The sequence below is a fragment of the Pseudomonas sp. AM14(2022) genome (assembly GCF_036346455.1).
Lineage (GTDB): Bacteria > Pseudomonadota > Gammaproteobacteria > Pseudomonadales > Pseudomonadaceae > Aquipseudomonas > Aquipseudomonas putida_A.
Genome location: NZ_JAOTNY010000004.1, coordinates 278,867 through 303,939, shown reverse-complemented (window position 1 = coordinate 303,939; position 25,073 = coordinate 278,867). Strand labels below are relative to the sequence as shown.

Annotated in this window: 22 protein-coding genes, 6 tRNA genes and 1 pseudogene; 20 read left to right on the top strand and 9 right to left on the bottom strand. The window is 61.2% G+C overall.

Annotated elements, in window-relative coordinates; translation table 11 throughout:
* Nucleotides 1-97: 97 nt before the first annotated feature.
* The 9 genes from V3W27_RS10880 (at nt 98) to V3W27_RS10840 (ending at nt 8,079) form a co-directional block, all read left to right on the top strand.
* Nucleotides 98-1,123 carry an NAD(P)H-dependent glycerol-3-phosphate dehydrogenase gene (locus V3W27_RS10880; RefSeq protein ID WP_027612311.1) on the top strand — a complete coding sequence of 342 codons (1,026 nt, stop codon included), beginning with the start codon at nt 98-100 and terminating at the stop codon, nt 1,121-1,123.
* Nucleotides 1,124-1,141: 18 nt separating this feature from the next.
* Entirely contained in the window at nt 1,142-1,489 is a 348-nt protein-coding gene (locus tag V3W27_RS10875) for a DUF4389 domain-containing protein (RefSeq protein ID WP_007968953.1), read from the top strand.
* Complete coding sequence (gene sixA / locus V3W27_RS10870; protein ID WP_330206571.1) at nt 1,486-1,938, top strand: phosphohistidine phosphatase SixA; 453 nt, start codon at nt 1,486-1,488, stop codon at nt 1,936-1,938. The genes V3W27_RS10875 and sixA overlap by 4 nt, the downstream gene beginning before the upstream one ends.
* Before the next feature lie 202 nt (nt 1,939-2,140).
* The gene (locus tag V3W27_RS10865) at nt 2,141-3,796 is read left to right on the top strand and encodes an AMP-binding protein (protein ID WP_330206570.1); all 1,656 of its coding nucleotides are present in this window, start codon (nt 2,141-2,143) and stop codon (nt 3,794-3,796) included.
* A 31-nt stretch (nt 3,797-3,827) separates the two neighbouring features.
* Complete coding sequence (locus tag V3W27_RS10860) at nt 3,828-4,271, top strand: hotdog fold thioesterase (protein WP_027612314.1); 444 nt, start codon at nt 3,828-3,830, stop codon at nt 4,269-4,271.
* Between the two features lie 118 nt (nt 4,272-4,389).
* The gene (locus tag V3W27_RS10855) at nt 4,390-5,196 is read left to right on the top strand and encodes an alpha/beta fold hydrolase (protein ID WP_330206569.1); all 807 of its coding nucleotides are present in this window, start codon (nt 4,390-4,392) and stop codon (nt 5,194-5,196) included.
* A complete protein-coding gene (locus V3W27_RS10850) occupies nt 5,193-6,047 on the top strand; it encodes an alpha/beta hydrolase (protein WP_095137174.1) in 855 nt (284 codons plus the stop codon). Before V3W27_RS10855 ends, V3W27_RS10850 begins: the two co-directional genes overlap by 4 nt.
* A 115-nt stretch (nt 6,048-6,162) precedes the next feature.
* Nucleotides 6,163-6,969 (top strand): DUF4892 domain-containing protein, encoded by an 807-nt coding sequence (locus tag V3W27_RS10845; protein ID WP_330206568.1) that lies wholly within the window; start codon nt 6,163-6,165, stop codon nt 6,967-6,969.
* Nucleotides 6,970-7,038: 69 nt separating this feature from the next.
* Nucleotides 7,039-8,079 carry an AI-2E family transporter gene (locus V3W27_RS10840; RefSeq protein WP_330206567.1) on the top strand — a complete coding sequence of 347 codons (1,041 nt, stop codon included), beginning with the start codon at nt 7,039-7,041 and terminating at the stop codon, nt 8,077-8,079.
* 732 nt (nt 8,080-8,811) lie between these two features.
* Here the strand turns inward: V3W27_RS10840 and xopAW are convergent.
* From xopAW to V3W27_RS10820, 3 genes are all read right to left on the bottom strand, one after another.
* Nucleotides 8,812-9,663, bottom strand: coding sequence for a XopAW family type III secretion system calcium-binding effector (xopAW, locus tag V3W27_RS10835; protein WP_330206566.1), 852 nt, complete (start codon nt 9,661-9,663; stop codon nt 8,812-8,814).
* A 234-nt stretch (nt 9,664-9,897) separates the two neighbouring features.
* A complete protein-coding gene (locus tag V3W27_RS10825) occupies nt 9,898-10,947 on the bottom strand; it encodes a sensor histidine kinase (RefSeq protein WP_096796780.1) in 1,050 nt (349 codons plus the stop codon).
* Nucleotides 10,947-11,696, bottom strand: a complete 750-nt coding sequence (locus V3W27_RS10820) for a response regulator (RefSeq protein ID WP_041073744.1) — start codon at nt 11,694-11,696, stop codon at nt 10,947-10,949. The genes V3W27_RS10825 and V3W27_RS10820 overlap by 1 nt, the downstream gene beginning before the upstream one ends.
* 295 nt (nt 11,697-11,991) lie before the next feature.
* Here V3W27_RS10820 and pyrF point away from each other — a divergent pair, with 295 nt between their 5' ends.
* Nucleotides 11,992-12,690 carry an orotidine-5'-phosphate decarboxylase gene (gene pyrF, locus V3W27_RS10815; protein ID WP_047295723.1) on the top strand — a complete coding sequence of 233 codons (699 nt, stop codon included), beginning with the start codon at nt 11,992-11,994 and terminating at the stop codon, nt 12,688-12,690.
* Between the two features lie 124 nt (nt 12,691-12,814).
* On the opposite strand, the gene V3W27_RS10810 is transcribed toward pyrF, so the two are convergent.
* On the bottom strand, nt 12,815-13,819 hold the full coding sequence (locus tag V3W27_RS10810; protein WP_330206565.1) for an NADP-dependent oxidoreductase: 1,005 nt from the start codon (nt 13,817-13,819) through the stop codon (nt 12,815-12,817).
* 239 nt (nt 13,820-14,058) lie between these two features.
* On the opposite strand from V3W27_RS10810, the gene V3W27_RS10805 reads away from it, so the two are divergent.
* The 4 genes and pseudogenes from V3W27_RS10805 to V3W27_RS28120 all read left to right on the top strand — a co-directional run bounded on the left by V3W27_RS10805 (nt 14,059) and on the right by V3W27_RS28120 (nt 18,440).
* On the top strand, nt 14,059-14,820 hold the full coding sequence (locus V3W27_RS10805) for an SDR family oxidoreductase (RefSeq protein WP_027612323.1): 762 nt from the start codon (nt 14,059-14,061) through the stop codon (nt 14,818-14,820).
* 191 nt (nt 14,821-15,011) lie between these two features.
* Nucleotides 15,012-16,364 (top strand): aminotransferase-like domain-containing protein, encoded by a 1,353-nt coding sequence (locus V3W27_RS10800; RefSeq protein ID WP_330206564.1) that lies wholly within the window; start codon nt 15,012-15,014, stop codon nt 16,362-16,364.
* Between the two features lie 108 nt (nt 16,365-16,472).
* A pseudogene (locus V3W27_RS28125) lies at nt 16,473-17,531 on the top strand (methyl-accepting chemotaxis protein); the annotation flags it as partial.
* Between the two features lie 27 nt (nt 17,532-17,558).
* A complete protein-coding gene (locus V3W27_RS28120) occupies nt 17,559-18,440 on the top strand; it encodes a methyl-accepting chemotaxis protein (RefSeq protein ID WP_431061454.1) in 882 nt (293 codons plus the stop codon).
* 664 nt (nt 18,441-19,104) lie between these two features.
* On the opposite strand, the gene V3W27_RS10790 is transcribed toward V3W27_RS28120, so the two are convergent.
* Nucleotides 19,105-19,863 (bottom strand): hypothetical protein, encoded by a 759-nt coding sequence (locus tag V3W27_RS10790; protein WP_171061878.1) that lies wholly within the window; start codon nt 19,861-19,863, stop codon nt 19,105-19,107.
* Nucleotides 19,864-20,247: 384 nt separating this feature from the next.
* Here V3W27_RS10790 and V3W27_RS10785 point away from each other — a divergent pair.
* The 6 genes from V3W27_RS10785 to V3W27_RS10760 all read left to right on the top strand — a co-directional run bounded on the left by V3W27_RS10785 (nt 20,248) and on the right by V3W27_RS10760 (nt 20,869).
* A tRNA-Glu gene (locus V3W27_RS10785) sits at nt 20,248-20,323 on the top strand.
* A 2-nt stretch (nt 20,324-20,325) separates the two neighbouring features.
* Nucleotides 20,326-20,401, top strand: a tRNA-Gly gene (locus V3W27_RS10780).
* A 104-nt stretch (nt 20,402-20,505) separates the two neighbouring features.
* Nucleotides 20,506-20,581 (top strand) — tRNA-Glu (locus V3W27_RS10775).
* 3 nt (nt 20,582-20,584) lie between these two features.
* Nucleotides 20,585-20,660, top strand: a tRNA-Gly gene (locus V3W27_RS10770).
* Nucleotides 20,661-20,715: 55 nt separating this feature from the next.
* Nucleotides 20,716-20,791, top strand: a tRNA-Glu gene (locus tag V3W27_RS10765).
* 2 nt (nt 20,792-20,793) lie between these two features.
* Nucleotides 20,794-20,869 (top strand) — tRNA-Gly (locus tag V3W27_RS10760).
* Nucleotides 20,870-21,000: 131 nt separating this feature from the next.
* Here the strand turns inward: V3W27_RS10760 and V3W27_RS10755 are convergent.
* The 4 genes from V3W27_RS10755 to V3W27_RS10740 form a co-directional block, all read right to left on the bottom strand.
* Complete coding sequence (locus V3W27_RS10755) at nt 21,001-22,740, bottom strand: dipeptidase (protein WP_330206562.1); 1,740 nt, start codon at nt 22,738-22,740, stop codon at nt 21,001-21,003.
* 199 nt (nt 22,741-22,939) lie between these two features.
* Nucleotides 22,940-23,578: a LysE family translocator gene (locus V3W27_RS10750; protein ID WP_027612328.1), complete on the bottom strand. Its 639-nt coding sequence runs from the start codon at nt 23,576-23,578 to the stop codon at nt 22,940-22,942.
* A gap of 1 nt (nt 23,579) precedes the next feature.
* Nucleotides 23,580-24,350: a 2OG-Fe(II) oxygenase gene (locus V3W27_RS10745; RefSeq protein ID WP_047600411.1), complete on the bottom strand. Its 771-nt coding sequence runs from the start codon at nt 24,348-24,350 to the stop codon at nt 23,580-23,582.
* Between the two features lie 90 nt (nt 24,351-24,440).
* The gene (locus tag V3W27_RS10740; RefSeq protein WP_027612330.1) at nt 24,441-25,067 is read right to left on the bottom strand and encodes a serine-tRNA(Ala) deacylase AlaX; all 627 of its coding nucleotides are present in this window, start codon (nt 25,065-25,067) and stop codon (nt 24,441-24,443) included.
* Nucleotides 25,068-25,073: the final 6 nt, after the last annotated feature.

Here is a 25,073-nt window from a genome sequence, read left to right as displayed (position 1 = left end):
TTCCTACAAGTGTCGGTAATTGACGCAGGGGCTGGCCGCGCTCCGGTCGCCCCGTATAATGCCGGCATCGCCACTGGTATGGATTAACGGATTGCATATGACTGAACAGCGCCCGATTGCGGTCCTGGGAGGCGGAAGTTTTGGTACCGCCGTGGCCAATCTATTGGCCGAGAACGGCCATCAAGTCCGGCAGTGGATGCGTGACCCCGAGCAGGCCGAGGCCATCCGGGTCAACCGCGAGAATCCGCGTTACCTCAAAGGCATCAAGATTCTGCCGGGAGTGACTGCGGTCACTGACCTGCAGGCCACCCTCGATGCCTGCGAGCTGTGCTTCGTCGCGCTGCCCTCGAGCGCATTGCGCACGGTGCTGGCCGCCCACGCCGAGCGCCTGAGCGGCAAGATGCTGGTCAGCCTGACCAAGGGCATCGAAGCCCACACCTTCAAACTGATGAGTCAGATCCTCGAAGAGATCGCCCCGCAGGCGCGCATCGGCGTGCTGTCCGGGCCGAACCTGGCGCGGGAGATCGCTGAACACGCGCTGACCGCCACCGTGGTCGCCAGCGAAGACGAAGAACTCTGCAAAGCGGTACAGGCTGCGTTGCATGGTCGCACCTTCCGCGTTTACGCCAGTGCTGACCGTTTCGGTGTCGAACTGGGCGGGGCGTTGAAAAACGTTTACGCGATCATCGCCGGCATGGCGGTGGCGCTGGAGATGGGCGAGAACACCAAGAGCATGCTGATCACTCGCGCCCTGGCCGAGATGACCCGGTTCGCGGTGAACCAGGGTGCCAACCCGATGACTTTCCTCGGTCTGGCCGGGGTCGGTGATCTGATCGTCACCTGCTCGTCGCCGAAGAGCCGCAACTACCAGGTCGGGTTTGCCCTCGGTCAGGGCTTGAGCCTTGATGAAGCAGTGTCGCGTCTGGGCGAAGTCGCCGAAGGCGTGAACACCCTGAAGGTGCTCAAGGCCAAGTCCCAGGAGGTTGGCGTGTACATGCCGCTGGTCGCCGGGCTGCATGCGATTCTGTTTGAAGGACGCACGCTGGAGCAGGTGATCGGTCTACTGATGCGTGCCGAACCGAAAACCGACGTCGACTTTATTTCCACCAGCGGTTTCAACTGATTCAACAGGAAGCGAGCCATGAACGATCCGAAAACCGAAGCCAAGTACGAATCCATTCTCCTGCGGGTGCTGTGGATGATCGTCTACGTGCTGGTCTGGCAAGTGGCGCAGTTCATCCTCGGCGCCGTGGTGCTGGTGCAACTGATCTATCGTTTGATTTACGGCGCGCCGAGCGCCAGCCTGATGAATTTCGGCGACAGCCTGAGCCAGTTCCTCGCGCAGATCGGCCGCTTCGGCAGCTTTCACAGCGACCAGAAACCCTGGCCGTTTGCCGACTGGCCAACCCCGCGTGCCCCGGAAGGCGAAGCACCGCACGCCGTGCCGCCAGCGCCGCATCCGGCCCGCGATGAGGAACCCAAGCTATGAAACTCTGGGTGTTGCGTCACGGCGAGGCGGTGCCTTACGGCTCGTGCCCTGACTCCGAGCGGGCGTTGACCGAACACGGTCGCAAAGAAGCGTTGAGCAGCGCCGCGCAATTGATCGGCCAGCCACTGACGGCGATCTACGCCAGCCCTTATCTGCGTGCGCAACAGACCGCGCAGCTTGTCCGCGAGGCGCTGGGGTTCGAGCCGGAGATCCGTACCGTCGAATGGCTGACGCCGGAGACTGATCCGGACAAGGTCACCGATCAACTGGTGTCGGTGAGCAATGTGCTGCTGGTCAGCCATAACCCGTTGGTGGGCAACCTGCTGAGCTATCTGCAGCATGGCGCCGGATATCCGCCGGAGAAGGTCGGCACCGCTGGTCTTGCCGAGCTGGAAAGTCCAGAACTGCTGATCGGCTCGATGACCCTCAACAGCCTCAAGCACCCCTGACGCTGATTCCTTGTGGGAGCGGGCTTGCTCGCGAATGCGCTGTGTCAGTCACTGTAAATGTCACTGATAGACCGCATTCGCGAGCAAGCCCGCTCCCACAGGGCCCTCATTTTCAGTTGAAATTATTTGTTTGAATTTTCCAACCAAGCACTTGCTTGGTTGACTACGCTTGCTCCAGACCCAAAAAACAGGAGCGAGTCGCATGTCTGCCGCCTTCCGTTTGCCGCTGGACGTGTTCTACGAGCGTGAGGCCCGGCACCCGCGCCAGCGTTTTCTGGTGCAGCCCATCGGCGGCGGGCAGGTCGAGACCCTGACCTGGGCCGATGTCGGTCATCAAGCGCGTTGTGCCGCGCACTGGCTGCGCGCCCGGGAATTACCGCAGGGCAGCCATATCGCGCTGATCTCGAAAAACTGCGCGCACTGGATCATTGCCGATCTGGCGATCTGGATGGCCGGGCACGTCTCGGTGCCGCTGTATCCCAACCTCACCGCCGACTCGGTGAATCAGGTGCTGACGCATTCGGAAAGTGTGCTGGCGTTCATTGGCAAACTCGATGACTGGCCGGGCATGTCGGTCGGTGTGCCGGCGGATTTACCGACCATCAGCCTGCCGCTGCACCCGCCCGGCGAGTTCGATTTCAGTTGGGATGACCTGCAAAAAAGCTCGCCGATCCAGGACGATCCGCGTCCTGCGGCGGAGCAACTGGCAACCATCATCTACACCTCCGGCACCACCGGGTTGCCCAAAGGCGTGATGCACAGTTTTGCCAATCTGGGGTTCGCCACGACTCGCGGCACGCAACTGTTCGGGCTTAACGAGCAAGACCGGCTGCTGTCGTACCTGCCGCTGTGCCATGTCGCCGAACGCATGTTCGTTGAGCTGGCCTCGATCTACACCGGGCAGACCGTGTTCTTTGCCGAAAGCCTCGACACCTTCATCACTGACCTGCAGCGGGCGCGGCCCACGGCGATGTTCGGCGTGCCGCGCATCTGGACCAAATTCCAGATGGGCGTGTACGGCAAGATCCCGGCCAAGCGCCTGGATTTCCTGCTCGGCCTGCCATTCATTGGCAAGCGGGTTGGGCACAAAGTGCTGGCCGGGCTGGGGCTTGATGCCTTGCGCGTTGCCCTGTCCGGCGCGGCGCCGGTGCCACAGACCTTGCTCAGTTGGTATCAGAAACTCGGCCTCGATGTGCTGGAGGTCTATGGCATGACCGAGAGTTGCGGCTACTCGCACATCTGCCTGCCGGGCCAATACAAACAGGGCTGGATCGGCAAACCGTGCCCGGAGGTCGAAGTGCGAATCGACGAGTCCGGTGAGGTGCAGGTGCGCAGTCAGGCGAACATGCTCGGCTATTTCAAGGAGCCGCAGAAAACCGCCGAGACCCTCACCGAGGACGGTTTTCTGCGTACCGGCGACAAGGGCGAGCAGGATGCCGAGGGGCGCTTGCGCCTGACCGGCCGGCTCAAGGAAATCTTCAAGACCAGCAAAGGCAAATATGTGGCCCCGGCCCCGATTGAAAACCGGCTGGCGGTGCACTCACGGATCGAACAGGTCTGTGTGGTCGGCGATGGCCTGAGTGCGCCGCTGGGCTTGTGCGTACTCTCCACCGTCAATCAGGACGAGGGGCGGGCCAGCCTGCATTCGAGCCTGGAAAAACTGCTCGAAGAGGTCAACGCCGTGCTCGACAAGCACGAGCGCCTGCGGCGGCTGGTGGTGGTCAAGGACAGCTGGGCGGTGGAAAACGGTTTTCTCACGCCGACCTTGAAGATCAAACGCAACGTCATTGAAGACACCTACGGCGCGCGGTTTGAAGAATGGAGCGCGCGCAGCGAGGCGGTGCTGTGGCAGGATTGAGTGACCACCAAAACAACAAAGGAAGCCTGCGATGAGCTTGTGGCGCACCACTCCGAACATCGAGCAGTTGAACGCAATCCAGAAAAACACCATCGGCGAAGTGCTGGATATCCGTTTCGAGTCCTTCGACGAGGAATCGCTGACGGCGAGCATGGTCATCGACCACCGCACCCACCAGCCTTACGGTCTGCTGCACGGCGGCGCCTCGGTGGTGCTGGCGGAAACCGTCGGTTCGATGGCCAGTTATCTGTGCATCGATGCCAGCAAGTTCTACTGCGTGGGGCTGGAGATCAATGCCAACCATTTGCGCGGTTTGCGCAGCGGGCGGGTGACCGCGGTGGCCAAACCGATTCACATCGGCCGCACCACGCATGTCTGGGACATCCGCCTGACCAGTGACGAGGGCAAGGCCAGTTGTGTGTCGCGGTTGACCATGGCGGTGGTGCCACTGGGCGAGCAGCCGCCGGCGCGTTGAGGTCAGATGCGCCATCGCCATGACCGGACTGTCATCATTCCTGGCAGTTACGGTCATTGCTCAGGGCCGCGCTCTTGCGGACAATCAGCGGCATGTTTCCGCTCATGGATAAACCTGCATGTCGCAACCGATCTTTTTCGCCCACGCCAACGGGTTTCCCTCGGGCACCTATGGCAAGTTGTTCGCGGCGCTGGCGCCCGAGTATCGGGTCGCGCATCTGGAACAGCATGCCCATGACCCGCGTTTCCCGGCGGACGACAACTGGTACAACCTGGTCGACGAACTGATCCACCATCTGCAGCAACAGGATCAGCCGGTGTGGGGCGTCGGCCATTCGTTTGGCGGTGTGTTGCACCTGCACGCGGCGTTGCGTTGCCCTGAGCTGTATCGCGGCGTGGTCATGCTCGACTCGCCGGTGCTGACTCGCACAGACCAGTGGGTGATCCGCGCGGCCAAGCGCTTCGGTTTTATCGACAAACTGACCCCGGCCGGACGTACGTTGGGGCGGCGCGAAGAGTTCGCCGATCTCGACACGGCGCGCAGCTATTTTGCCGGCAAGACCCTGTTTCGCGGTTTCGATCCGGAATGCTTCGATGCCTACCTGCAGCACGGGCTGCATACGGTTGGCGACAAGCTGCGTCTGCGCTTTGATCCGGCCACCGAAATCAGCATCTATCGCGGCGTGCCGCACACCAGTCCCGGTCGCACTCGCCAATTGCAGGTGCCGCTGGCCGTGGTGCGCGGGCACAAGAGCCGCGTGGTCATGCGTCATCACACCCGATTCGTCGGGCGCCTGCCGCAGGGTGAAGCACTGAGCATGCCGGGCGGGCACATGTTTCCGCTGGAACGTCCGCAAGACACGGCGCGCCTGCTCAAAGAGCTGTTTACGCGCTGGGAGCGCCGCCAACAGAAGGACTGCGCATGAGCCCGACCTTCGAAGAAGTGCGCTTGAGCCTGCCGCATATCGAACTGGCCGCGCACTTGTTCGGCCCCGAGGACGGTCTGCCGGTGATTGCCCTGCATGGCTGGCTCGACAACGCCAACAGCTTTGCACGCCTGGCGCCCAAGCTCAAAGGTTTGCGCATCATCGCGCTGGACATGGCCGGGCATGGGCATTCCGGGCATCGACCCAACGGCGCCGGTTATGCGTTGTGGGACTATGCGCACGACGTGTTGCAGGTCGCCGAGCAATTGGGCTGGAAGCGCTTCGGCCTGCTCGGGCATTCGATGGGCGCGATCGTTTCGCTGGTGCTGGCCGGTTCGTTGCCGGAGCGCGTCAGCCACCTGGCGTTGATCGACGGGGTGATTCCTCCTACGGACAAAGGCGAAAATGCTGCCGAGCGCATGGGCATGGCCCTGCAGGCGCAACTGGATCTGCGCGAAAAGCGCAAGCCGGTCTACAACACCCTCGACCGCGCTATCGAAGCACGGATGAAGGGCTTGGTGGCGGTCAGTCGCGAAGCCGCCGAACTGCTGGCGCAACGCGGCCTGATGCCGGTGCCCGGCGGTTATACCTGGCGCACCGACAATCGCCTGACCCTGCCGTCACCGCTGCGCCTGACTCAAGAGCAGGCGATGGCTTTCGTCCAGCGCATCACCTGCCCGGCGCAACTGGTGGTGGCCGCCGACGGCATGCTGGCCAAACATCCGGAGTTGCTGGAGCGTCTACCCTTTAGCCAAGAACAGCTGGCGGGCGGGCATCATTTGCACCTGAACGATGAGTCCGGTGCCGACCTTGTCGCAGACTGTTTCAATCGCTTCTTCGCCATTCCTTGACTTGCACCGGGCAACTGTCGAGGCTGGGCGGGTTGAAATGGGAGACAAACTCGATGGATTTCTATACCGCTGCGCCCCCGACCCGCCAAGCCATGCCGATCCGATGAGCCTGACTATGCGGTCACTCAGTCTGTTGGCGCTGTGCTGGTTCAGTTCCGTTTCGTTCGCCGCCGACGTGCCCGGCAGCCAGGATTTGCAGATCGTGCCGCGTCTGGCCGATGCGCAGATCGTCGACTATCGCCCTCCTGTGGAGCTTGAGCGGATCTATCCGCTGGGCTCGATCCGCAAGATCAGCGGCCAGTTGCGCTTTGACGGCCAGGTCACGGCGCGCGGCCAGACCACTTCGGTCACCTACGAGTTGCCGCCTGAGCATTCCGCCACCGAAGCCTTCACCGCCGCCCGCGAAGCCCTGCAAAAGCAGGACGCCGAGTTGCTGTTCTGGTGCCAGGCCCGCGATTGTGGCGAAAGCAGCCTGTGGGCCAATGAAGTGTTCGGTAACGCCAAGCTGTACGGCGCCGACGAGCAACAGGCCTATCTGCTGTTGCGTCTGGCCGCACCGAAGGACAACACCTTGGTGGCGCTCTACAGCATCACCCGCGGCAATCGCAAAGCCTATCTGCATGTCGAACAGTTCGAAGCGGGTGCACCGTTGGGCGAGCTGCTGCCGACCTCGGCCACACTGTTGCGACAGCTCAAAAGTACCGGTGAACTGGACTTTCCCCAGCTGACCGGCGATCCGGATGACACCTGGTTACGACTGATTTCCCGTGGCTTGAACCTCGACACCACCCAACGCGTGACGATTGCCGGACCCAAGGCCGAGGCCTGGCGTCAGGCGCTGATCGGTCAGGGGGTACGGGCGGCACGGATGGAGGCGGGGAGCGCCGACGGCTCTGGCCTGCGCATCGATCTGTTGCGGTAAGCTGCATCGGGCGTGCACGCGCGGCGTGTTCGCCTACTCTTTGACCGACTGACTTCTTCGAGACTGTACATGCTCAATAACGATCGGCTGTTGGTGCAAATCCTCCTGCTGGTGCTGTTCGGTGCCAGCCTGTGGGTGATGGCGCCGTTCTGGTCGGCGCTGTTCTGGGGCGCGGTGCTGGCGTTCGCCAGTTGGCCGCTGATGCGTCTGCTGACCCGCTGCCTCAATGGCCGCGAATCACTTGCCGCGGCCATTTTGACCCTGGGCTGGATGTTGCTGGTGGCGGCGCCGCTGGTGTGGCTCGGGTTCAACCTGGCCGATCACGTGCGCGATGCCACGGCGTTCATCAAGGATGTGCAGGTCGATGGTCTGCCGGAGGCGCCGGTCTGGCTCGGCAGCGTACCGTTGGTGGGCGAGCGGCTGGTGGGTATCTGGAACAGCATTGATCAGCAGGGCGCAGCGCTGATGGTGTCGATCAAGCCGTATCTGGGGCAGGTCGGTAACTGGTTGCTGGCGCGCAGTGCGCAGATCGGCGGCGGGATTCTCGAGCTGACCCTGAGCATTGTCTTTGTGTTCTTTTTCTATCGCGACGGGCCGCGCTTGGCGGCGTTTGTGCACGGTCTGCTGCAGCGCCTGATCGGCGAGCGAGCCGGGTATTACATCGAGCTGGTGGCCGGCACCGTGCAGCGGGTGGTCAACGGGGTGATCGGTACGGCGGCGGCGCAGGCGGTTCTGGCGTTGATCGGGTTCCTGATTGCCGGGGTCCCGGGGGCGCTGGTGCTGGGGATCGTGACCTTTCTGTTGAGTCTGATTCCGATGGGGCCACCGTTGGTGTGGATTCCGGCCACGGCCTGGCTGGCCTGGAAAGGTGAATACGGGATGGCGGTGTTTCTCGGGATCTGGGGGACGTTCATCATCAGTGGCGTGGATAACGTGTTGAAGCCTTATCTGATCAGCCGCGGTGGGAATCTGCCGTTGGTGATTGTGTTGCTCGGGGTGTTTGGCGGGTTGATTGCGTTTGGGTTTATCGGGTTGTTTATCGGGCCTACGTTGTTGGCGGTGGCTTATAGTTTGTTGACGGATTGGAGCAAGAGTCAGGCTCGGGTTTAGGTTGGACTTGGCGGCCTTAGGGCCGACCAGGTTCCTGGGGGGTTGGGTGAATATCCGTTGCTTCGGGTGCTGCCGCTGACGGTTTCGCTCTTACAGCGACTCCCTTTGGCAAACGCCCCAAAGGAAGCAAAGGTCTTGGCCCCAACGTACGGCCCTCGCCGTGGCTCGGGTTCCTTCGCTGCGGGATTCATCCGGGGGCATCGCCTCCGGTTTGCTTCGCTGCACCTCCTCTCGATGTGTTTGGCTGCGCCAAACGGTCGCTGCGCTCCCACCCCCGGATAAATCCCTCCACTCAGCCTGCCGACGGGGCCGGCACGGCAAGATCAAGAGCTTTCGGCGAGCTGACACTCGGCCATTGAGTGGGGCGGCTTCGCCGCGTACGGTGCATACAGTTCAAAATTGTGGGAGCCAGCCTGCTGGCGATGGAGGCCTTACAGCCGACCAATTTCCAACTGAATGCCTTGAATCCCTGTGGGAGCTGGCTTGCCAGCGATGGCGGCCTTATAGCCGACCAATTTCCAACTGAATAAACCCCATTCCCACTGTGGGAGCGGGCTTGCTCGCGAAGGCGGCCTTATAGCCAAACAATCTCCAACTGAATGCACTCCATCCAACTGTAGGAGCCAGCCTGCTGGCGATGAGGCCTTCTCAACCAACCACTCTCTTCCCGCTGTACCCAAATGACCGTTCCCACACCACTGCATGGAAACGATCACCCATCACGACATAAGGTCAGGTCGCCACATTCAGGTACTTGCCCACCGACGCAGCATTGTCCAGCGAGTACTGTTTGCTCAAGTTGGCAATCATCCGGTTCAGCGCTTCGCTGGTGGTCTGGGTACTGGTGGTCTGTTCTTCGGGCGGGCGTTCCCGACCTGCCTGTAGCGCCGCTTTCAGTTCGTCGCTGCTCACGCCGCCACTGCTGTCGCTGTCCAGTACCTTGAGCAATGCAGCGCTGGTATCAGTGCTAATCGGCGAGGCGCTGTCGCTGCTTTGCAACGCGCTGCTCAGTTCGGTCTCGCTGATGCTGCCGTCACCATCGGCATCCAGTTGGCTGAACAGTTCGTCGCTGGAGGCTTGTTGCGGCGGTGGTGGCGGTGGTGGGGTGAGGCTGGCGGTGAGTTCGTCCTGGCTGACGGTGCCGTCCTTGTTCTTGTCCAGGGCCGAGAATATTTGGTTGCTGTCGGCGCTGCTGCCGGCGCTGGTCAGGCCGTTGCGCAGTTCGTCGCTGCTGATGGCGCCGTCGCCATCGGCGTCGAGGGCGCTGATCAGGGCGTCGGCGAGGTCGGTGTTCGGTGCTTGATCCTGCGGAGGCGGCGGAGGCGCCATCGCTGTCATTTCTTCGGCGCTGAGGCTGCCGCTGTCGTCGCTGTCCAGATCGCCAAATTGCTTGCTCAGGTTGACCAGCAGGCCGTCGTCGGACTTCTGCGACAGCGCGCTTTTCAGTTCGTCCTGATCCACCGCGCCGTCGCCGTTGCTGTCGAGTTTGGCGAACAGTTGCTTTTGCAGTTGCTGGCTGCGGGCGTTCTGGGTGGTGCTGCTGGTGCTGGTATAGCTCGTGTAGTTGCTGACGCTACTGATCATGGGCTCACTCCTTGGACTGTAAAACCGGTGGGTATACCGGCTTGTGCAGACTCAAGGGGCAAGATGTCCTGGGTGTTTTGGCTTTGTACCGGTGGGTATACACGATGGAGTGAACACCACTGAAACCTGTGGGAGCGGGCTTGCTCGCGAAGGCGGCCGATCATTCAACACAGAAGTCGACTGACACACCGCTTTCGCGAGCAAGCCCGCTCCCACGGGGGATAGGTGTGTTTCTCAAGTGCGCGGCAGGCGGATGATTGCGGTCAGGCCGCCCCCCGGGGTTTCTTCCAGATTCAATTGTCCACCCAAACGCTGCGCTGCCTCGCGGGCGATGGTCATGCCCAGGCCGACGCCGCCGGAGTTGCGGTTACGCGAGCCTTCCAGGCGAAAGAACGGTTCGAACACCGCCTCGCGCTTGTCTTCGGCAATCCCCGGGCCGTGGTCGATCACGCGGATCAGCAGTTGCTCGCGTTGATCCTGCAGTTCGATGCGTGCCTGTCCGGCGTAGCGCAGGGCGTTGTCCATCAGGTTGTTGATGCACGAGCGCAGCGCCATCGGCTGCACCTGCAGCGGTGCGCAATGGCCGCTGACTTCAACGTCTGCACCTTGATCCTGAGCGTTCTCGCACAGCGATTCGACCAGCGCCTGCACGTCCATCAACTGCAACGCTTCGCTGGTGCGCTGTTCGTGCAGGTAGGTGAGGGTGGCGTCGAGCATGCCGATCATGTCGTTGAGGTCTTGGCGCATCTGGCCTTGCAGTTTTTCGTCGTCGATCTGTTCCAGGCGCAGCTTCAACCGCGACAGCGGAGTGCGCAGGTCGTGGGAGACGGCGCCGAGCATGCGTGCTCGCTGCTGCACCTGTTCACGAATGCGTTGTTGCATCAGGTTGAAGGTGTGCGCCGCCTGTCGTGCCTCACGCGGGCCGGACTCGTCCAGCGGCGGGCTGTCGAGGTTTTCGCTGAGGCGTTCGGCGGCATCGCTCAGGCGCTGGATCGGCCGGCTGAGCAGTTTGGCGCCGTACCACGCAGCGATCATCAGCGAGATGAACTGGAAGGTCAGCGGCACCAACGGCCCGCCGAACCAGGGGCGCGGCGGGCGATGGGCGAAACGTGGATCCGGCGGTGGCCGTTGGCCGTCGACGCCCTCGGCAAACTCCGGCGGGGGCGGCGGTGGTGGTGGCCCATAGTGATGAAACCAGGCAAAGGCCAGCAGGTGCGCCAGGACGATCGCCACGAACAACATGCCAAACAGGCGGCCGAACAGCGTGTCGAAGCGCGCTCGCATCAGCCGATGTCTCGCGCGTCGAACAGGTAACCTTCACCGCGCACGGTTTTGATCAACTGTGGGGCTTTCGGGTCGTCGCCGAGTTTTTGCCGCAGGCGCGACACCAGCAAATCGATGCTGCGGTCGAACGCCTCGATCGAACGGCCACGGGCGGCATCCAGCAGTTGTTCGCGGCTGAGTACGCGGCGCGGGCGTTCGATGAAGACCCAGAGCAGGCGGAATTCGGCGTTGGACAGCGGCACTACCAGGCCATCGTCGGCGATCAACTGCCGCAGCACGCTGTTCAAGCGCCAGTTGTCGAAGCGGATGTTGGCGCGCTGTTCGGTACGGTCATCGCGTACCCGACGCAGGATGGTCTGGATCCGCGCCACCAGCTCCCGTGGCTCGAACGGTTTGGCCATGTAGTCGTCGGCGCCCAGTTCCAGGCCGATGATGCGGTCGGTGGGTTCGCAGCGGGCGGTGAGCATCAGGATCGGGATGTCCGATTCGGCGCGCAGCCAGCGGCACAGCGACAGGCCGTCTTCGCCGGGCAGCATCAAGTCGAGCACCACCACGTCGAAATGCTCGGCCTGCATCGCCTGACGCATGGCTGCGCCGTCGGTGACGCCGCTGGCGTGGATGTTGAAACGCGCGAGGTAGTCGATCATCAGCTCGCGGATCGGCACATCGTCATCGACGATCAGCGCACGGATGCTCCAGCGCTTGTCGTCTTTCTGCTCATCAGTCACGGTGGTCTGGGTGTTGTGCATGGGGCTGTTCATCTGCCAGTAGGCCGCCAACCACAAAGATGGGCTGCGAGGTGGTGGTTTCAGCATAGGCGTCCTGCCGTGAGGCGGGAAGTGCTGATGTAAGGACGTGTTGCGGCTGGCGAGGCTAGCGCGGGCGCTTGTTGGCGGCGTGTCGGTTGTGTATCGGGTTCGACACAATTGCAGCGAGCGCTATGCTGATCACGTTTGCGGCGACGATTTACCGATCATCGGGTGCCGCGCCGCCGCCGCTTCCGCTACAATGCGCGCCGATTTCGACTTGCCTGAGAGCCCATCCATGTCCGCCTGCCAGACTCCTATCATCGTCGCCCTGGATTTCCCCACCCGTGACGCCGCACTGAAGCTGGCCGACCAGTTGGACCCGAAACTGTGCCGGGTCAAAGTGGGCAAGGAACTGTTCACCAGTTGCGCCGCGGAAATCGTCGGCACCCTGCGTGACAAAGGCTTCGAGGTGTTCCTCGACCTGAAATTCCACGACATTCCCAACACCACCGCGATGGCCGTGAAAGCCGCTGCCGAGATGGGCGTGTGGATGGTCAATGTGCATTGCTCCGGTGGCCTGCGCATGATGGCGGCCTGCCGTGAAGAGCTTTCCAAGCGCAGCGGCCCGCAGCCGTTGCTGATCGGTGTGACCGTGCTGACCAGCATGGAGCGCGAGGATCTGGCCGGTATCGGTCTGGACATCGAGCCGCAGGAGCAGGTGCTGCGTCTGGCTGCGCTGGCCGAGAAGGCCGGGATGGACGGTCTGGTGTGCTCGGCGCTGGAAGCCACCGCACTGAAGTCGGCGCACCCGTCGCTGCAACTGGTGACCCCGGGGATTCGTCCGGCGGGCAGTGCGCAAGATGACCAGCGCCGTATCCTGACCCCGCGTCAGGCGCTGGATGCCGGTTCCGATTATCTGGTGATCGGCCGTCCGATCAGCCAGGCGGCGGATCCGGCCAAGGCACTGGCGTCGGTCGTGGCCGAACTGGCCTAAGCAGACACCGCCGAACCCTGTAGGAGTGAGCCTGCTCGCGATAGCGGTATATCAGTGACATTGATTGTGACTGATACACCGCTATCGCGAGCAGGCTCACTCCTACAATTGTTTCGTGGTGGCTTTAAACCTTCAGCACCAACTTGCCGAAATTCTCCCCGCTGAACAGTTTCATCAGCGTCTCCGGAAAGGTCTCCAGACCTTCGACGATGTCTTCCTTGCTCTTGAGCTGCCCTTTGGCCATCCAGCCGGCCATTTCCTGCGCGGCACCGGCGTACTGCGCGGCATAGTCCATCACCACAAAGCCTTCCATGCGCGCACGATTGACCAGCAGTGACAGGTAGTTGGCCGGGCCTTTGACCGCTTCCTTGTTGTTGTACTGGCTGATGGCGCCGCAGATCACCACCCGGGCTTTCGGCGCCAGACGGCTGAGCACAGCGTCGAGGATCTCGCCGCCGACGTTATCGAAATACACATCAACGCCTTTCGGGCACTCACGCTTGAGCCCGGCCAGTACATCTTCGTGCTTGTAGTCGATGGCACCGTCGAAGCCCAGCTCATCGATCAGGTATTTGCACTTGTCGGCGCCCCCGGCGATGCCCACCACCCGGCAGCCTTTGATTTTGGCGATCTGCCCGGCAATGCTGCCCACCGCCCCGGCAGCCCCGGACAGCACCACCGTGTCGCCAGCCTTCGGGGCGCCGACGTCGAGCAGCGCGAAATAGGCGGTCATGCCGGTCATGCCCAGCGCGGACAGATACACTGGCAGCGGCGCCAGTTTCGGATCGACCTTGTAGAAACCTCTGGGCTCGCCAAGGAAATAATCCTGCACGCCGAGGGCACCGTTGACGTAGTCGCCGACTGCAAAGCCCGGGTTGTTCGAGGCAATGACCTGACCTACGCCCAAGGCGCGCATGACTTCACAAATCGCCACCGGCGGAATGTAGGACTTGCCCTCGTTCATCCAGCCGCGCATGGCCGGGTCGAGGGACAGGTATTGGTTTTTCACCAGGATCTGGCCTGCGCCCGGTTCGCCGACCGGGACTTCCTGATAAGTGAAGGTCTCACGGGTCGCAGCCCCCACCGGGCGTTTGGCGAGGAGGAACTGGCGATTGGTCTGGCTGGTCATGGCAGGCACTCGAACTGAATGAAGCCTAGTTGATAGACCCTCGAGGCCAATGCCGCAAGGTTGGCTGATGCGGCGAATGCGCAATGATCCAGTGCAGTGATAGTGGCCCACAGGCTTTTATCACTGCGACGGATGAAGGCATAAACAGCCTTCTGATAGTGCTGACTCGGGACGGGCCCCGGTGACTATGCTGCGAGTCTGCATATCCCTCCTGCATCTCTCCCTTCGAGGACATAACAATGAGCATGACGTTTTCCGGCCAAGTGGTCGTAGTCACTGGAGCGGCCAACGGTATCGGCCGGGCGACCGCCCAGGCGTTCGCCGCCGAAGGTTTGAAAGTGGTGGTGGCCGACCTGGACACGGCAGGGGGCGAAGGCACCGTGGCGCTGATTCGTACAGCCGGCGGCGAAGCGACCTTCGTACGCTGCAACGTTACCGTCGAAAGCGAAGTGAAAAATCTGATGGACGAGGTGATCAATACCTACGGTCGCCTGGACTACGCCTTCAACAATGCCGGGATCGAAATCGAGCAGGGCAAACTGGCCGACGGCTCGATGGACGAGTTCGACGCGATCATGGGCGTCAACGTCAAAGGTGTGTGGTTGTGCATGAAGTATCAGTTGCCGTTGTTGCTCGCTCAGGGCGGCGGGGCGATCGTCAACACCGCGTCGGTGGCGGGCCTTGGCGCGGCGCCGAAGATGAGCATTTATGCAGCGTCGAAACACGCGGTGATCGGCCTGACCAAGTCGGCGGCGATCGAATACGCGAAGAAGAAAATCCGCGTCAACGCCGTGTGCCCGGCGGTGATCGATACCGACATGTTCCGTCGCGCTTACGAGGCTGACCCGAAGAAAGGCGAATTCGCCAACGCGATGCACCCAGTGGGGCGCATCGGCAAGGTCGAGGAAATCGCCAGCGCCGTGCTGTATCTGTGCAGCGATGGCGCGGCGTTTACCACCGGTCATTCCTTGGCCGTGGATGGCGGCGTCACGGCTTTCTGACGCCGAGTGGCAACACTCTGGAACCCGCCTCAGTGCGGGTTTTCCTGTTGCTGGGCGCCAGTTCCGTTAAACCGCTAAACAATGTGTATCAAACGGTTAGAACGGCTGCTTTTGACGGTGTTGTCGCACAGCCTGAGCGACGCGGCTGTGATTTACTGCCGCCAGCAAAATGGACAGGAGTTTGCGTGCTCATGGAATTGAGAATTGACCGACAGGCAATGGTGCCGGTCGTACAGCAGATTGTTGATGGCATGACTGAGTGGATCTCGCGAAGCGGTGTGGCGCCGAGCACGCGTTTGCCCTCCGTCAGGCAGATTGCGCGCTCCAATCTGCTGAGTCAGTCGTGTGTGGCCGAAGCCTGCGAACGGCTGGTGGCGCAAGGCGTTCTGGCCCCGCGTCAGGGCGCCGGGTTCATGGTGGCCGCGCAGGGCCGTGGGGTGATCGGGATTGACTGCGGGCAGGCACACAGCGGGTTGAAACTCGGCGAGGGAGGCTTGCCGCAGAGCTGGCGTGAATCCGACGACCTGAGTTATGCGATCCGTCAGGTAGCCCGTACCGACATGGCGAGTCTGTTCAATTACAGCAGCCCGCTGGGGCTGCCGGCGTTACGCGAGCAGATCGTCAAACGCCTCAGGCTGATCGGCGTCGAGGCTCTGGATGAACAGGTGCTGACGACCTCCGGTGCGAGCCAGGCGCTTGATCTGCTCGCGCGCACATTGTTGAAGGCGGGTGACTGCGTTGTCGTCGAAACCCCGGGCTATGCGCCGCTGTTCGAGCTGTTGCGCCTGTACGGCGTGCAGTTGCTGGAAGTGCGCCGCACGCCGAGCGGGCCTGATCCTCAGGCGCTGGAAGCGCTGTTGCGGCAGTTCCGGCCGGTCGCGATCTTCATCAACAGTCACCACCACAATCCCACCGGCTCTTGCCTGACACTTGGCGTTGCCCAACAGATCCTGCGGTTGTGCAACGCTCACGATGTGCGAGTGATCGAGGACGATGTCTACGCCGACCTGCACAATGGCAATGGCACACGCCTGGCGGCACTCGATGAGCGAGTGATCTATGTCGGCAGCTTTTCCAAGACACTGAGCAGCTCGCTGCGCGTCGGGTTTGTCTACGCCGAGCCAGCGCTGATTGCGCGGCTGGGGCGAATCAAGATGATCAGTAGCATGGGCGCTTCGAGTTTCAATGAGGCGGTGCTGACCAGTCTTCTGGCCAATGGCGCCTATCGCAAAATGGTCCAGCGCCAGCGTCAACGGTTGAATACCGATCGGGTCGCCGCGTTGCAGGCGCTGGAAGACGCCGACTGGGAGGTTTTCGGTAAGCCGTGTGGCGGCCTGTTCATCTGGGCCCGTGCCCCGCTGGGCGATACTGGCCGCTTGCACAGTCAGGCGCAGTGCAATGGTGTCAGCCTTTGCGACCCGGGGGCCTTCAGTCCGAGTGGCGAACCCAGTGAGTGGCAGCGGATCAACGTGGCCTATGCCTGTGATCCGAGGGCCCGGCAGTTTTTTCGCAGTACCGTTGTGAATCGACCTCAAGCGTTCTGAAAACGACGCGTGCGTAGCTTTTTGCCATTATTCCGTCGCCAGAGACTTGTGCTGCTCCATGGCCGTTGCGAATCTTCGGCAACAGACTTTGGCAGGGGACTACGCGCAATGATTTCCGCCGTGCAAGGACGTTTTGCCAACCTCGGTATGGCGAAGAAACTGGGTATCGGGTTCGTGCTGGTGCTGCTGTTGACTGCGCTGGTGGCTGCCATTGGTGTCTGGTCCCTGCAGACCATCAGTCAGCGCTTCGATGGGCTGAAGCAGATGTCGTCGCTCAACAGTGCACTGCTCAAGGTGCGGCTGCTGGAGCAGGACTATGCGCTGCACAGCAACCCGAAAACCGTCGATGCCTTGCACGAAGGCGTAGACGGTTTGCTGGCCCAGGCCGCGCAACTCAAGGCGCAGTCCCCGGCCAACGTGGCGGTGATGAGCGATGTCGAACAGGCACTGGGCGCTTATCGCAAGGCTTTCGATGAGTTTGTCTCGCTGACCCAGGCCAAGGATCTGGCGCTGGAAATGGCCAGTTGGTCGGTGTCCAGCGTGGCCAATAACCTGGACGTACTGCAGGCCGGGCTGGCCGATGATGGCGCGTATACCTTGAAGGACACCGAAGGCAAGGACGGCGCACAGTTCATCGAACAGGCCAGCCAGGTCAGCCAGGTGTCGCGGCTGATGTTGCAGGCGATGAACGAGGCGCGGATTCGTCTCGACCAGAGCCGTAAGGGCGATGCCGAGAGTGCCGGCAAGGGCAATATCGAGCAGGCCGCCCAGGCGCAGGCTCAGGCCGAGCAGTTGAAGACCACGGTCAAGGATGAGGGCTACCTGACGGTACTCAATGAGGTGTCCGGGCACATCGCCGGTTTCAACGACAAGCTCGCCGAGTACACCGGCCTGCTGGCCCAGGAAAAAACCGTCTACGAACAGTTGCACCAGCGTGCGGCGCAGGTGATGGAGCGCGTGGATCAGGCGTATGGCGCCGAGGATGGCGCGATGCAGGCGGAATTGAAGAAGAACTCGGTGTTGATCATCGGTTCTTCGGCGCTGGCATTGCTGGTCGGGCTGATTGCCGCGTGGCTCATCACCCGTTTGATTGTCACGCCGTTGCGCAGCGTGATGCGGGTCGCACAGCAGATTGCGGCGGGGGATTTGAGTGCGAGGATAGAGGTCACTCGTCGTGATGAAATCGGGCAACTGATGCTGGCGATGCAGCAGATGGGCACCGGGCTGAGCACGATCGTCAGCGGTTTGCAGGCGGGCATCGAGCAGTTGGCCAGTTCCGCGCAATCGCTGTCGGCGGTAACCGAGCAGACCAACCTTGAGGTCAACAGCCAGAAGGAAGAGACCGAGCAAGTGGCCACGGCCATGAACCAGATGACCGCCACCGTGCATGACGTGGCGCGCAATGCCGAGGAGGCCGCGCTGGCCGCACAAACGGCGGATGCCAAGGTCGAGAGCGGGCAGCAGGTGGTGCGCCAGAGCATGGTGCGGATCGAGCAACTGGCGGATTCGGCGACATCAGCCAGTTCGAGCATCGAAAGCCTCAGTGCGCAGATCCAGAACATCGGTACGGTGCTGGATGTGATCAAGAGCGTTGCCGAGCAGACCAATCTGCTGGCGCTCAACGCCGCGATCGAGGCGGCGCGGGCCGGGGAACAGGGCAGGGGCTTTGCGGTGGTGGCTGATGAGGTTCGCGCGTTGGCGCGGCGTACGCAGCAATCGACCGAGGAGATCGAGCGGCTGGTCAGTGCGTTGCGTTCGGCGGCACATTCGTCGGTGCAGCAGATTCAGAGCAGTGGTGAATTGGTGAAGCTGGCGGTCAGTGATGCGCTGCAGACCGAGAGTGCGCTGGGCAGTATTGCGGCGGCGGTTTCGTTGATTCAGCAGATGAATCAGCAGATTGCGGCGGCGGCCGAGGAGCAGAGTTCGGTGGCTGAGGAGATCAATCGCAGTGTGACGAGTATTCGTGCGAGTGCGGATCAGTCTTCGATGGCGATGCGGGGGAATGCGGTTTCGAGTGTTGAGCTGGCGCGGTTGGGAGGGGAGCTCAAGGGGATGGTTGGGCATTTTCGGCTTTGACTTGGCGGCCTCTGGGCCGACCAGGTTCTTGGGGTTTTGGGTGAATATCCGTTGCTGCGGTAACGGCTTCTTATGGTTCCGCTCTTACAGCGGCTCACTTTTCCAGACGCCGAAAAGTAAGCAAAAGGCTTGGCCCCGGCGTTCGGCCCTCGCTTAGGCTCGGGTTCCTTCGCTCCGGGATTCATCCGGGCGCATCGCCTCCGGTTTGCTTCGCTGCACCTGCTCTCGATGTGTTTGGCTGCGCCAAACGGTCGCTGCGCTCCCACCCCCGGATGAACCCCTCCACTCAGCCTGCCGACGGGGCCGGCACGGCAAGATCAAGAGCTTTCGGCGAGCTGACACTCGGCCATTTGAGTGGTGAAGAGCGAAGCGGTGCACTATCTCGCTCTTCTGTAGGAGTGAGCCTGCTCGCGAAGGCGGCCTGACAGCCGACAAGTTTTCTAACTCACTCACCCTATCCCACTGTGGGAGCTGGCTTGCCAGCGATGGCGGCCTGACAGCCGACCAGTCTCCAACTGAATAAACTCATGCCCACTGTGGGAGCGGGCTTGCTCGCGAAGGCGGCCTTACTGCCAACCAATCTCTAACTGAATGTTCGCAATGGCAGTCAGCCCATCACCCACAAAAAAGCCACCTCCCGGTGGCTTCTCTCAACTCTCGACCATCAGTCGTAAATCACTTTCTTCTTCCAGTCCGCATCGGCTTCGACTTCTTTGAGGCCTTCGGTCAACTGGTTGACTTCGCCTTCAACCGGAGCAATCTTGTCCATGACCTGGGCATTGGCACGGGCCAGGAGTTTTTCCAGGTATTGCAGTTGTTCCGAGTACATCTGCGGGTCTTGCTGTTTGCGCAGGTATTGCACGCCGCGTTCGAAGGCGAGGCGGGCCTGGCCGGGTTGGTTTTGCTGCAGGGATTGTTGGCCGAGGTTGTTGAAGAATTCGATGTGCAGCAGGACCAGGATGTGGCGGACTTCCTTGATCCAGTGTTTGGCTTCGTTCGGTGGCAGGAAGCCGTCATGGGCGGCGCGGGTGATCTGGCCGTGCAGGGCTTCGAGCAGAAAGCGGACGTCCTTGGCTTTGGCTTCGGTCAGGATCGGTGCCGGCGGGTTGTTGACCGGGATCGATTCGCCTTGGGCCACCAGTGCGCTGAGTTCGGTGATCCGTGCCTTGGTCGTGGCGCTGGTTTTTTCCAGGTTCAGCAGGCGCTGGCAGACGTTCAGCTCCAGACGGGTCAGCAGCAGCTTGAGTGCCGGGGTCATGAACTGGCCGGGGAAGGTTTCGGTCAGCTCACCGCAGCGGCGCAGGCGGTCGTTGAGTTCGACTTTGGTGCGGGCCTTCTCCAGTTTGTTGTTTTCCACCACATGGTTCATGTAGCCAATGGCGATCAGAATTGCGATCCCGGCTATGACTAGCAGGGTGATCATGAGTGGTGTCACCGGTAAGACCTCTTTATAGGGTTCGCATGCGAGTGTAGTGGCTGGACATTCAGGCGCCCAGCGCCGCTCGACGAGTTGATTCAGCAGCTTCTGTCTATATCGGCTGCACACTGCTTATATGAATGCTGGCGCAAGGTGCGCAGATTGCCATCATTGTGTTGCGGACTATAACGCCTTGGCGAGTGGCGGAATATAGGCGTCAATCGTCGGGCGACGGAAAAGCCCGAATGCTCCCGTAAAGCAGGTCGAAGTCATTGATTTAAATAAATTTATATTCGGGGGTTGACGACCTCTCAAACCATCCATAGAATGCGCGCCACTTGCAGCGTAAAGCACACAGCGAAACGCGGCAGGGAGTGAATGTTGTAGCGTGTCCCCTTCGTCTAGTGGCCTAGGACACCGCCCTTTCACGGCGGTAACAGGGGTTCGAGTCCCCTAGGGGACGCCAATGCGGGAATAGCTCAGTTGGTAGAGCACGACCTTGCCAAGGTCGGGGTCGCGAGTTCGAGTCTCGTTTCCCGCTCCAATTTTAAACAGCACTGCTCTAGGGCGGGGCTGAGTGAAACCAGAACCAAGTCTTCGGATGCGGGTCTGGACACCGAAACACACACCATGTGTTCCGGGTAGCGTGTCCCCTTCGTCTAGTGGCCTAGGACACCGCCCTTTCACGGCGGTAACAGGGGTTCGAGTCCCCTAGGGGACGCCATTTGCGGGAATAGCTCAGTTGGTAGAGCACGACCTTGCCAAGGTCGGGGTCGCGAGTTCGAGTCTCGTTTCCCGCTCCAAATTCTAAAAGCGCCGCTCAGTGAGCGGCGTTTTTATTAGTGAAAGTTGTAGCCTGTCCCCTTCGTCTAGTGGCCTAGGACACCGCCCTTTCACGGCGGTAACAGGGGTTCGAGTCCCCTAGGGGACGCCATTGCGGGAATAGCTCAGTTGGTAGAGCACGACCTTGCCAAGGTCGGGGTCGCGAGTTCGAGTCTCGTTTCCCGCTCCAATTTCACAAAAACGCCGATCAGTGATGATCGGCGTTTTTGTTTGTGCAGCGTTTTGTACGCAACAAAAAAGGACCTTCGGGTCCTTTTTTGTTTTCACGTCAGGCCCGCTGAATCACGGGCCCATGCCTTATCAGAGCTTCGGTAACTGGCCGACACGGCCCATCATCTCAGTAACGATCTGCAGATCCAGCAGGAACTGGTCAACCGTCTTGAACTCGCCATCGGTATGCCCGGTGTATTTGACTTCAGGCCGGGCCAGGCCGAATTGCACGCCGTTCGGCAGTTCATGCACTGAGGTCGCGCCGGCAGACGTGCCGAACTCGTGCTTCATGCCAAGGTTTTCAGTGGCCACAGCCAGCAGGGCTTTGACCCATTCGCCTTCCGGATTGCGGTACATCGGCTCGGCGATCGAGTAAGTGAAGTCCACGGCAACGTGGGATTTCTTGCTCCAGGCCGCCAGTTTGTCAGCGATTTGCTTCTTCAGCACTTCTGGCGATTTACCCTTCGGCACGCGCAGGTTGACTGCCAGTTTGAAGGCTTTGTCGTCCACGCCGACGTAGGTCAGCGAGGTGGTCAGCGGACCCATGAACGAATCGGAGAAGTCCACGCCGAGTTTTTTCCCGAGGTAATCCAGGCCCCAGTTGTTGGACGCATAGCGCGCCGCGTCGGTGATCTGGTTGTGCTTGAGCGCCACCTTGCCGTCGAGGCTGTTGATGAAGTCGAGCATCCGCGCGACCGGATTGACGCCGGACTCGGGTTCGGAGGAGTGCGCGGACACACCGGTGACACTCAGCTTGACGTCTTTGCCGTCAACCTTGGCCGCGACTTCGAAGTCACCACCGTGTTTTTTCGCGTATTCGCTGCCGGCTTTCTGCAGACTCGCAGCCAGTTGCTCAGGCTTGTCGGTGACGAGTGTCGCCACCGAGACCGATGGAATCTGGTTGGTTGCCAGGCCGCCGGTCATCGAGATGATTTCTGCGCCGCTGCCTTCAGCCTTGCGCAGCGGGAAGTTGGCCATGACCGTGCCGTAGCCTTTCTCGGCGATAACCACCGGGTAGCCACCGTCCAGCGCCATGTTGTAGTTCGGTGTCGGGTTGTGTTCGAAGTAATACGGGATCGCGTCGCCGGTGGTTTCTTCAGTGGTGTCCACCAGCAGTTTGAAGTTGCGTGCCAGCGGCAGCTTTTCTTCCTTGATCACTTTCATCGCGTACATCGCGACGACGATGCCGTTCTTGTCGTCCTCGGTGCCGCGACCGTACATGCGGTCGCCGATCAGCGTGACTTTGAACGGGTCGAGTTTGGTGCCGTCCTTCAGCACCCAGTTTTCCGGGGTGACCGGCACCACGTCGGCATGCGCGTGAATGCCCACGACTTCGTCGCCGCTGCCGTCGAGGGAGATTTCATAGACGCGGTTGTCGACGTTGCGGAACTTCAGGTTGAACGATTCGGCCAGGTTCTTGATCTTTTCGGCGATCTTGATGAACTCCGGATTGTCGTGCTGGGCCACGCCTTCTTTCTGGAAGGTCGGGATTTCCACCAGTTCGCGCAGGGTTTCCAGGGCGGCTTTGCCGTACTTGGCGCGGGTGTAAATGCCCAGCAGGCGGTAGATCTCGTTCTGCTGTTCCGCGCTCGGGGTCTTGTTGTCGAGAAAGGCGTTGATCGCCGGGCCGAGGTTGTCGGTTTTACCCAGGTCGCTCTTGCCTACGGCACCCAGAAACTGGCGGAAGTCGGTGAGGCTCGCCTCATCGAAACTCTTGAGAATGGCTGCGCTCTGTTGCGGAGTGATGTTGGCCTGCGCGGGCAGGGTGAACGCAGAAAAGCTGGCCAGGATCAGGCTGGTAGCGGCCAGGCGCTTGAGAGAAAAATTCATTGCGGTGGGCATTCCTTTGCAGGCAGTTGAGAGGGAAGTGTCTGAAAGTTGAAACAAATCTTTTCCAAACTAACACCGCGAAGGTGTTGAAGGGGAGCCCCTGAAGTGGGATCCGTCGCACAGAAATGCAAAGCGGCGCACAAACGAAAAAGGCCCGAGCAGTGTGCAACTGACCGGGCCTTGTCTTTGGGTGTCGTTTTTACATCGACAGCACCAGCCTGCCGGCGAACAGAATCAGGATCACGCCCATGCTGCGCTCGAACCAATGGCCCATGCGCATGAACAGGGTGCGTACCCGGCTGCTGGAGAAAAACAGCGCGACGATCACGAACCACAGCGCATTGACGAAGCACATCCACACCCCGTACAGCGCCTGAATATTCAGCGGGGTGCTGGCGCTGATGATCGTGGTGAAGATCGCCAGGAAGAACAGCGTGGCCTTGGGGTTGGTGGCATTGGTCAGAAAACCGGTGCTGAACGCCTTGAACAGCGACTGCTCGACCAGCGGTTCGTCAGCGCTTTTTTCGCCTTCGAGCGTGGTCTTCGGTTTACTGCGGATCAGGCTGATGCCGAGGTAAAAGATGTATGCGCCACCGATCACCTTGGCCACCGTCAGCAACCACGGCGTGGTGTGCATCAGGGCGCCAACGCCGAGCAAGGTGTAGATAACGTGAACGGAAATGCCGGCGCCGATGCCCAGTGCGGTGCAGATGCCCACCAGTCGGCCGAAGCGCACGCTTTGGCGAATGGTCACGGCAAAGTCCGGGCCGGGAGCGACCACGGCCAGAAAGTGAATGGTGGCCAGCGCCAGAAACTCGCCCAGGTAGTTCGATAACATCTCAGCTCCAGAAGGTCAGGGGTGAAGCATTGCCGCGATAGCCGACAAAGAACGAAAGGCTCAGACGCGGATCCGCCACGCCCGGGGTCACCGAGTGCATGCAGCGCGAATTGAACATGATGAAATCGCCGGGCTCCGGCCGCACTTCCAGGGTCGGTGGGCCGAGCAGCGCCGGGTCGATGCCGTAACTGTCGCCACGCATCTGGTCGAACTGATCCGGGGTGATGTCGTCGTCCCACATTTGCAACGCGCCGCCCTCGGTCGGCATGTTCAGGTAGACGTTACAAGCGAATTGCGCCTCCAGGCTGCGGGCCTGAAAGCTGTCCGGGGCGTCCTTGGCGAATATGTCGTGGTGGGCAAGGAAGCACACGCCGGGTTTGACCACCCGCGACAGGCCGACATACATCTTGCGGCCATAGAGGTTTTCCAGATGCGCGCCGGCCGGCCACGACTCGTCGAGCATGCAGCGCAGGGTGTCGACCGGCGAAGAGTAGGGCGCACAGCGCTCGCGCAATTCGGCGATGTTGCGGGTGGCGCGTTCGAAGTAGTCCTCGATCAGCAGCGGCTGGTTTTCCGCCTCGTAAAACGCCATGCCGATCCGGCCGATGCTCGGCGCGTTGATGTAGCCCTCAAAGCCCGGTGCAAGAATCTTGTCGCCAATCTCGATCGCCAGCGGCTCGGGCAAGAAGCCTTTGACGCGGATGGCGAGGACTTCTTCGTTGGCCAGTTTTTTTATGCACGTCTCATCGAGACGCTCGACGTCTAGCATCATTGTTTTTAGGTCCATCTATCGATAGTCAACGGAACCGACGAGTGCGGTTCCCCCGGCGTCGGACGCTGCGCAGAGCAGCGCCCGAGAAGCTTAATCCACGCTGTAGTGGACGGATAACGTGCCTTTCTTCTGCGAAAGCGAGGCGATCGTGACTGTGCCCAAATCCTTCAGGCTGCGTACATGGGTGCCACCGCAGCCATAGGCCGGCAGCTCGCCAAAACCGATTTCCCGCGCGCCTTCGCGCAGTGAGGTCAGGCGCGGCAGATCGTGTTCGATCCACTGACGGATACCGTGTTGAACGGTTGGCGCGTCGACTTCCTGAGCGGCATCGCCCGGCTTGAATTGCACCCGGCCTTCGTCTGGCCAGTGGTGTGCCTTGATCGGCGTCCAGCCCATGGCCTGCACGAAATGCCCGATCAGGTGCCCGGCCGAATGCATGCGGGTGTTGTAGCGGCGACGTTGTTCATCCACATGAATACAGGTCATGCCGGGTTTTACCGGACGATCGACGTAATGCACTATCCGGTCAGGTTCCTGCACCACGCGCAGCACCTGGCTTTCGCCGATCATGCCGGTGTCACAAGGCTGACCACCGCCTTGCGGATGAAACAACGTGGCGCGCAGCACCACGGCAAATTCGTTCTCGTGGGGCGTGCAGTCGAGGACTTCCACATTAGCCTTGAGGTCATCACTATGGAAAAAGAGGCGAAGCGTCATATTCCA

Coding starts and splice junctions, on each gene's coding strand:
- V3W27_RS10880 (WP_027612311.1), top strand. CDS start 98: ATGACTGAACAGCGCCCGATTGCGGTCCTGGGAGGCGGAAGTTTTGGT.
- V3W27_RS10875 (WP_007968953.1), top strand. CDS start 1,142: ATGAACGATCCGAAAACCGAAGCCAAGTACGAATCCATTCTCCTGCGG.
- sixA (WP_330206571.1), top strand. CDS start 1,486: ATGAAACTCTGGGTGTTGCGTCACGGCGAGGCGGTGCCTTACGGCTCG.
- V3W27_RS10865 (WP_330206570.1), top strand. CDS start 2,141: ATGTCTGCCGCCTTCCGTTTGCCGCTGGACGTGTTCTACGAGCGTGAG.
- V3W27_RS10860 (WP_027612314.1), top strand. CDS start 3,828: ATGAGCTTGTGGCGCACCACTCCGAACATCGAGCAGTTGAACGCAATC.
- V3W27_RS10855 (WP_330206569.1), top strand. CDS start 4,390: ATGTCGCAACCGATCTTTTTCGCCCACGCCAACGGGTTTCCCTCGGGC.
- V3W27_RS10850 (WP_095137174.1), top strand. CDS start 5,193: ATGAGCCCGACCTTCGAAGAAGTGCGCTTGAGCCTGCCGCATATCGAA.
- V3W27_RS10845 (WP_330206568.1), top strand. CDS start 6,163: ATGCGGTCACTCAGTCTGTTGGCGCTGTGCTGGTTCAGTTCCGTTTCG.
- V3W27_RS10840 (WP_330206567.1), top strand. CDS start 7,039: ATGCTCAATAACGATCGGCTGTTGGTGCAAATCCTCCTGCTGGTGCTG.
- xopAW (WP_330206566.1), bottom strand. CDS start 9,663: ATGATCAGTAGCGTCAGCAACTACACGAGCTATACCAGCACCAGCAGC.
- V3W27_RS10825 (WP_096796780.1), bottom strand. CDS start 10,947: ATGCGAGCGCGCTTCGACACGCTGTTCGGCCGCCTGTTTGGCATGTTG.
- V3W27_RS10820 (WP_041073744.1), bottom strand. CDS start 11,696: ATGCACAACACCCAGACCACCGTGACTGATGAGCAGAAAGACGACAAG.
- pyrF (WP_047295723.1), top strand. CDS start 11,992: ATGTCCGCCTGCCAGACTCCTATCATCGTCGCCCTGGATTTCCCCACC.
- V3W27_RS10810 (WP_330206565.1), bottom strand. CDS start 13,819: ATGACCAGCCAGACCAATCGCCAGTTCCTCCTCGCCAAACGCCCGGTG.
- V3W27_RS10805 (WP_027612323.1), top strand. CDS start 14,059: ATGAGCATGACGTTTTCCGGCCAAGTGGTCGTAGTCACTGGAGCGGCC.
- V3W27_RS10800 (WP_330206564.1), top strand. CDS start 15,012: ATGGAATTGAGAATTGACCGACAGGCAATGGTGCCGGTCGTACAGCAG.
- V3W27_RS28120 (WP_431061454.1), top strand. CDS start 17,559: ATGCTGGCGATGCAGCAGATGGGCACCGGGCTGAGCACGATCGTCAGC.
- V3W27_RS10790 (WP_171061878.1), bottom strand. CDS start 19,863: ATGATCACCCTGCTAGTCATAGCCGGGATCGCAATTCTGATCGCCATT.
- V3W27_RS10755 (WP_330206562.1), bottom strand. CDS start 22,740: ATGAATTTTTCTCTCAAGCGCCTGGCCGCTACCAGCCTGATCCTGGCC.
- V3W27_RS10750 (WP_027612328.1), bottom strand. CDS start 23,578: ATGTTATCGAACTACCTGGGCGAGTTTCTGGCGCTGGCCACCATTCAC.
- V3W27_RS10745 (WP_047600411.1), bottom strand. CDS start 24,350: ATGATGCTAGACGTCGAGCGTCTCGATGAGACGTGCATAAAAAAACTG.
- V3W27_RS10740 (WP_027612330.1), bottom strand. CDS start 25,067: ATGACGCTTCGCCTCTTTTTCCATAGTGATGACCTCAAGGCTAATGTG.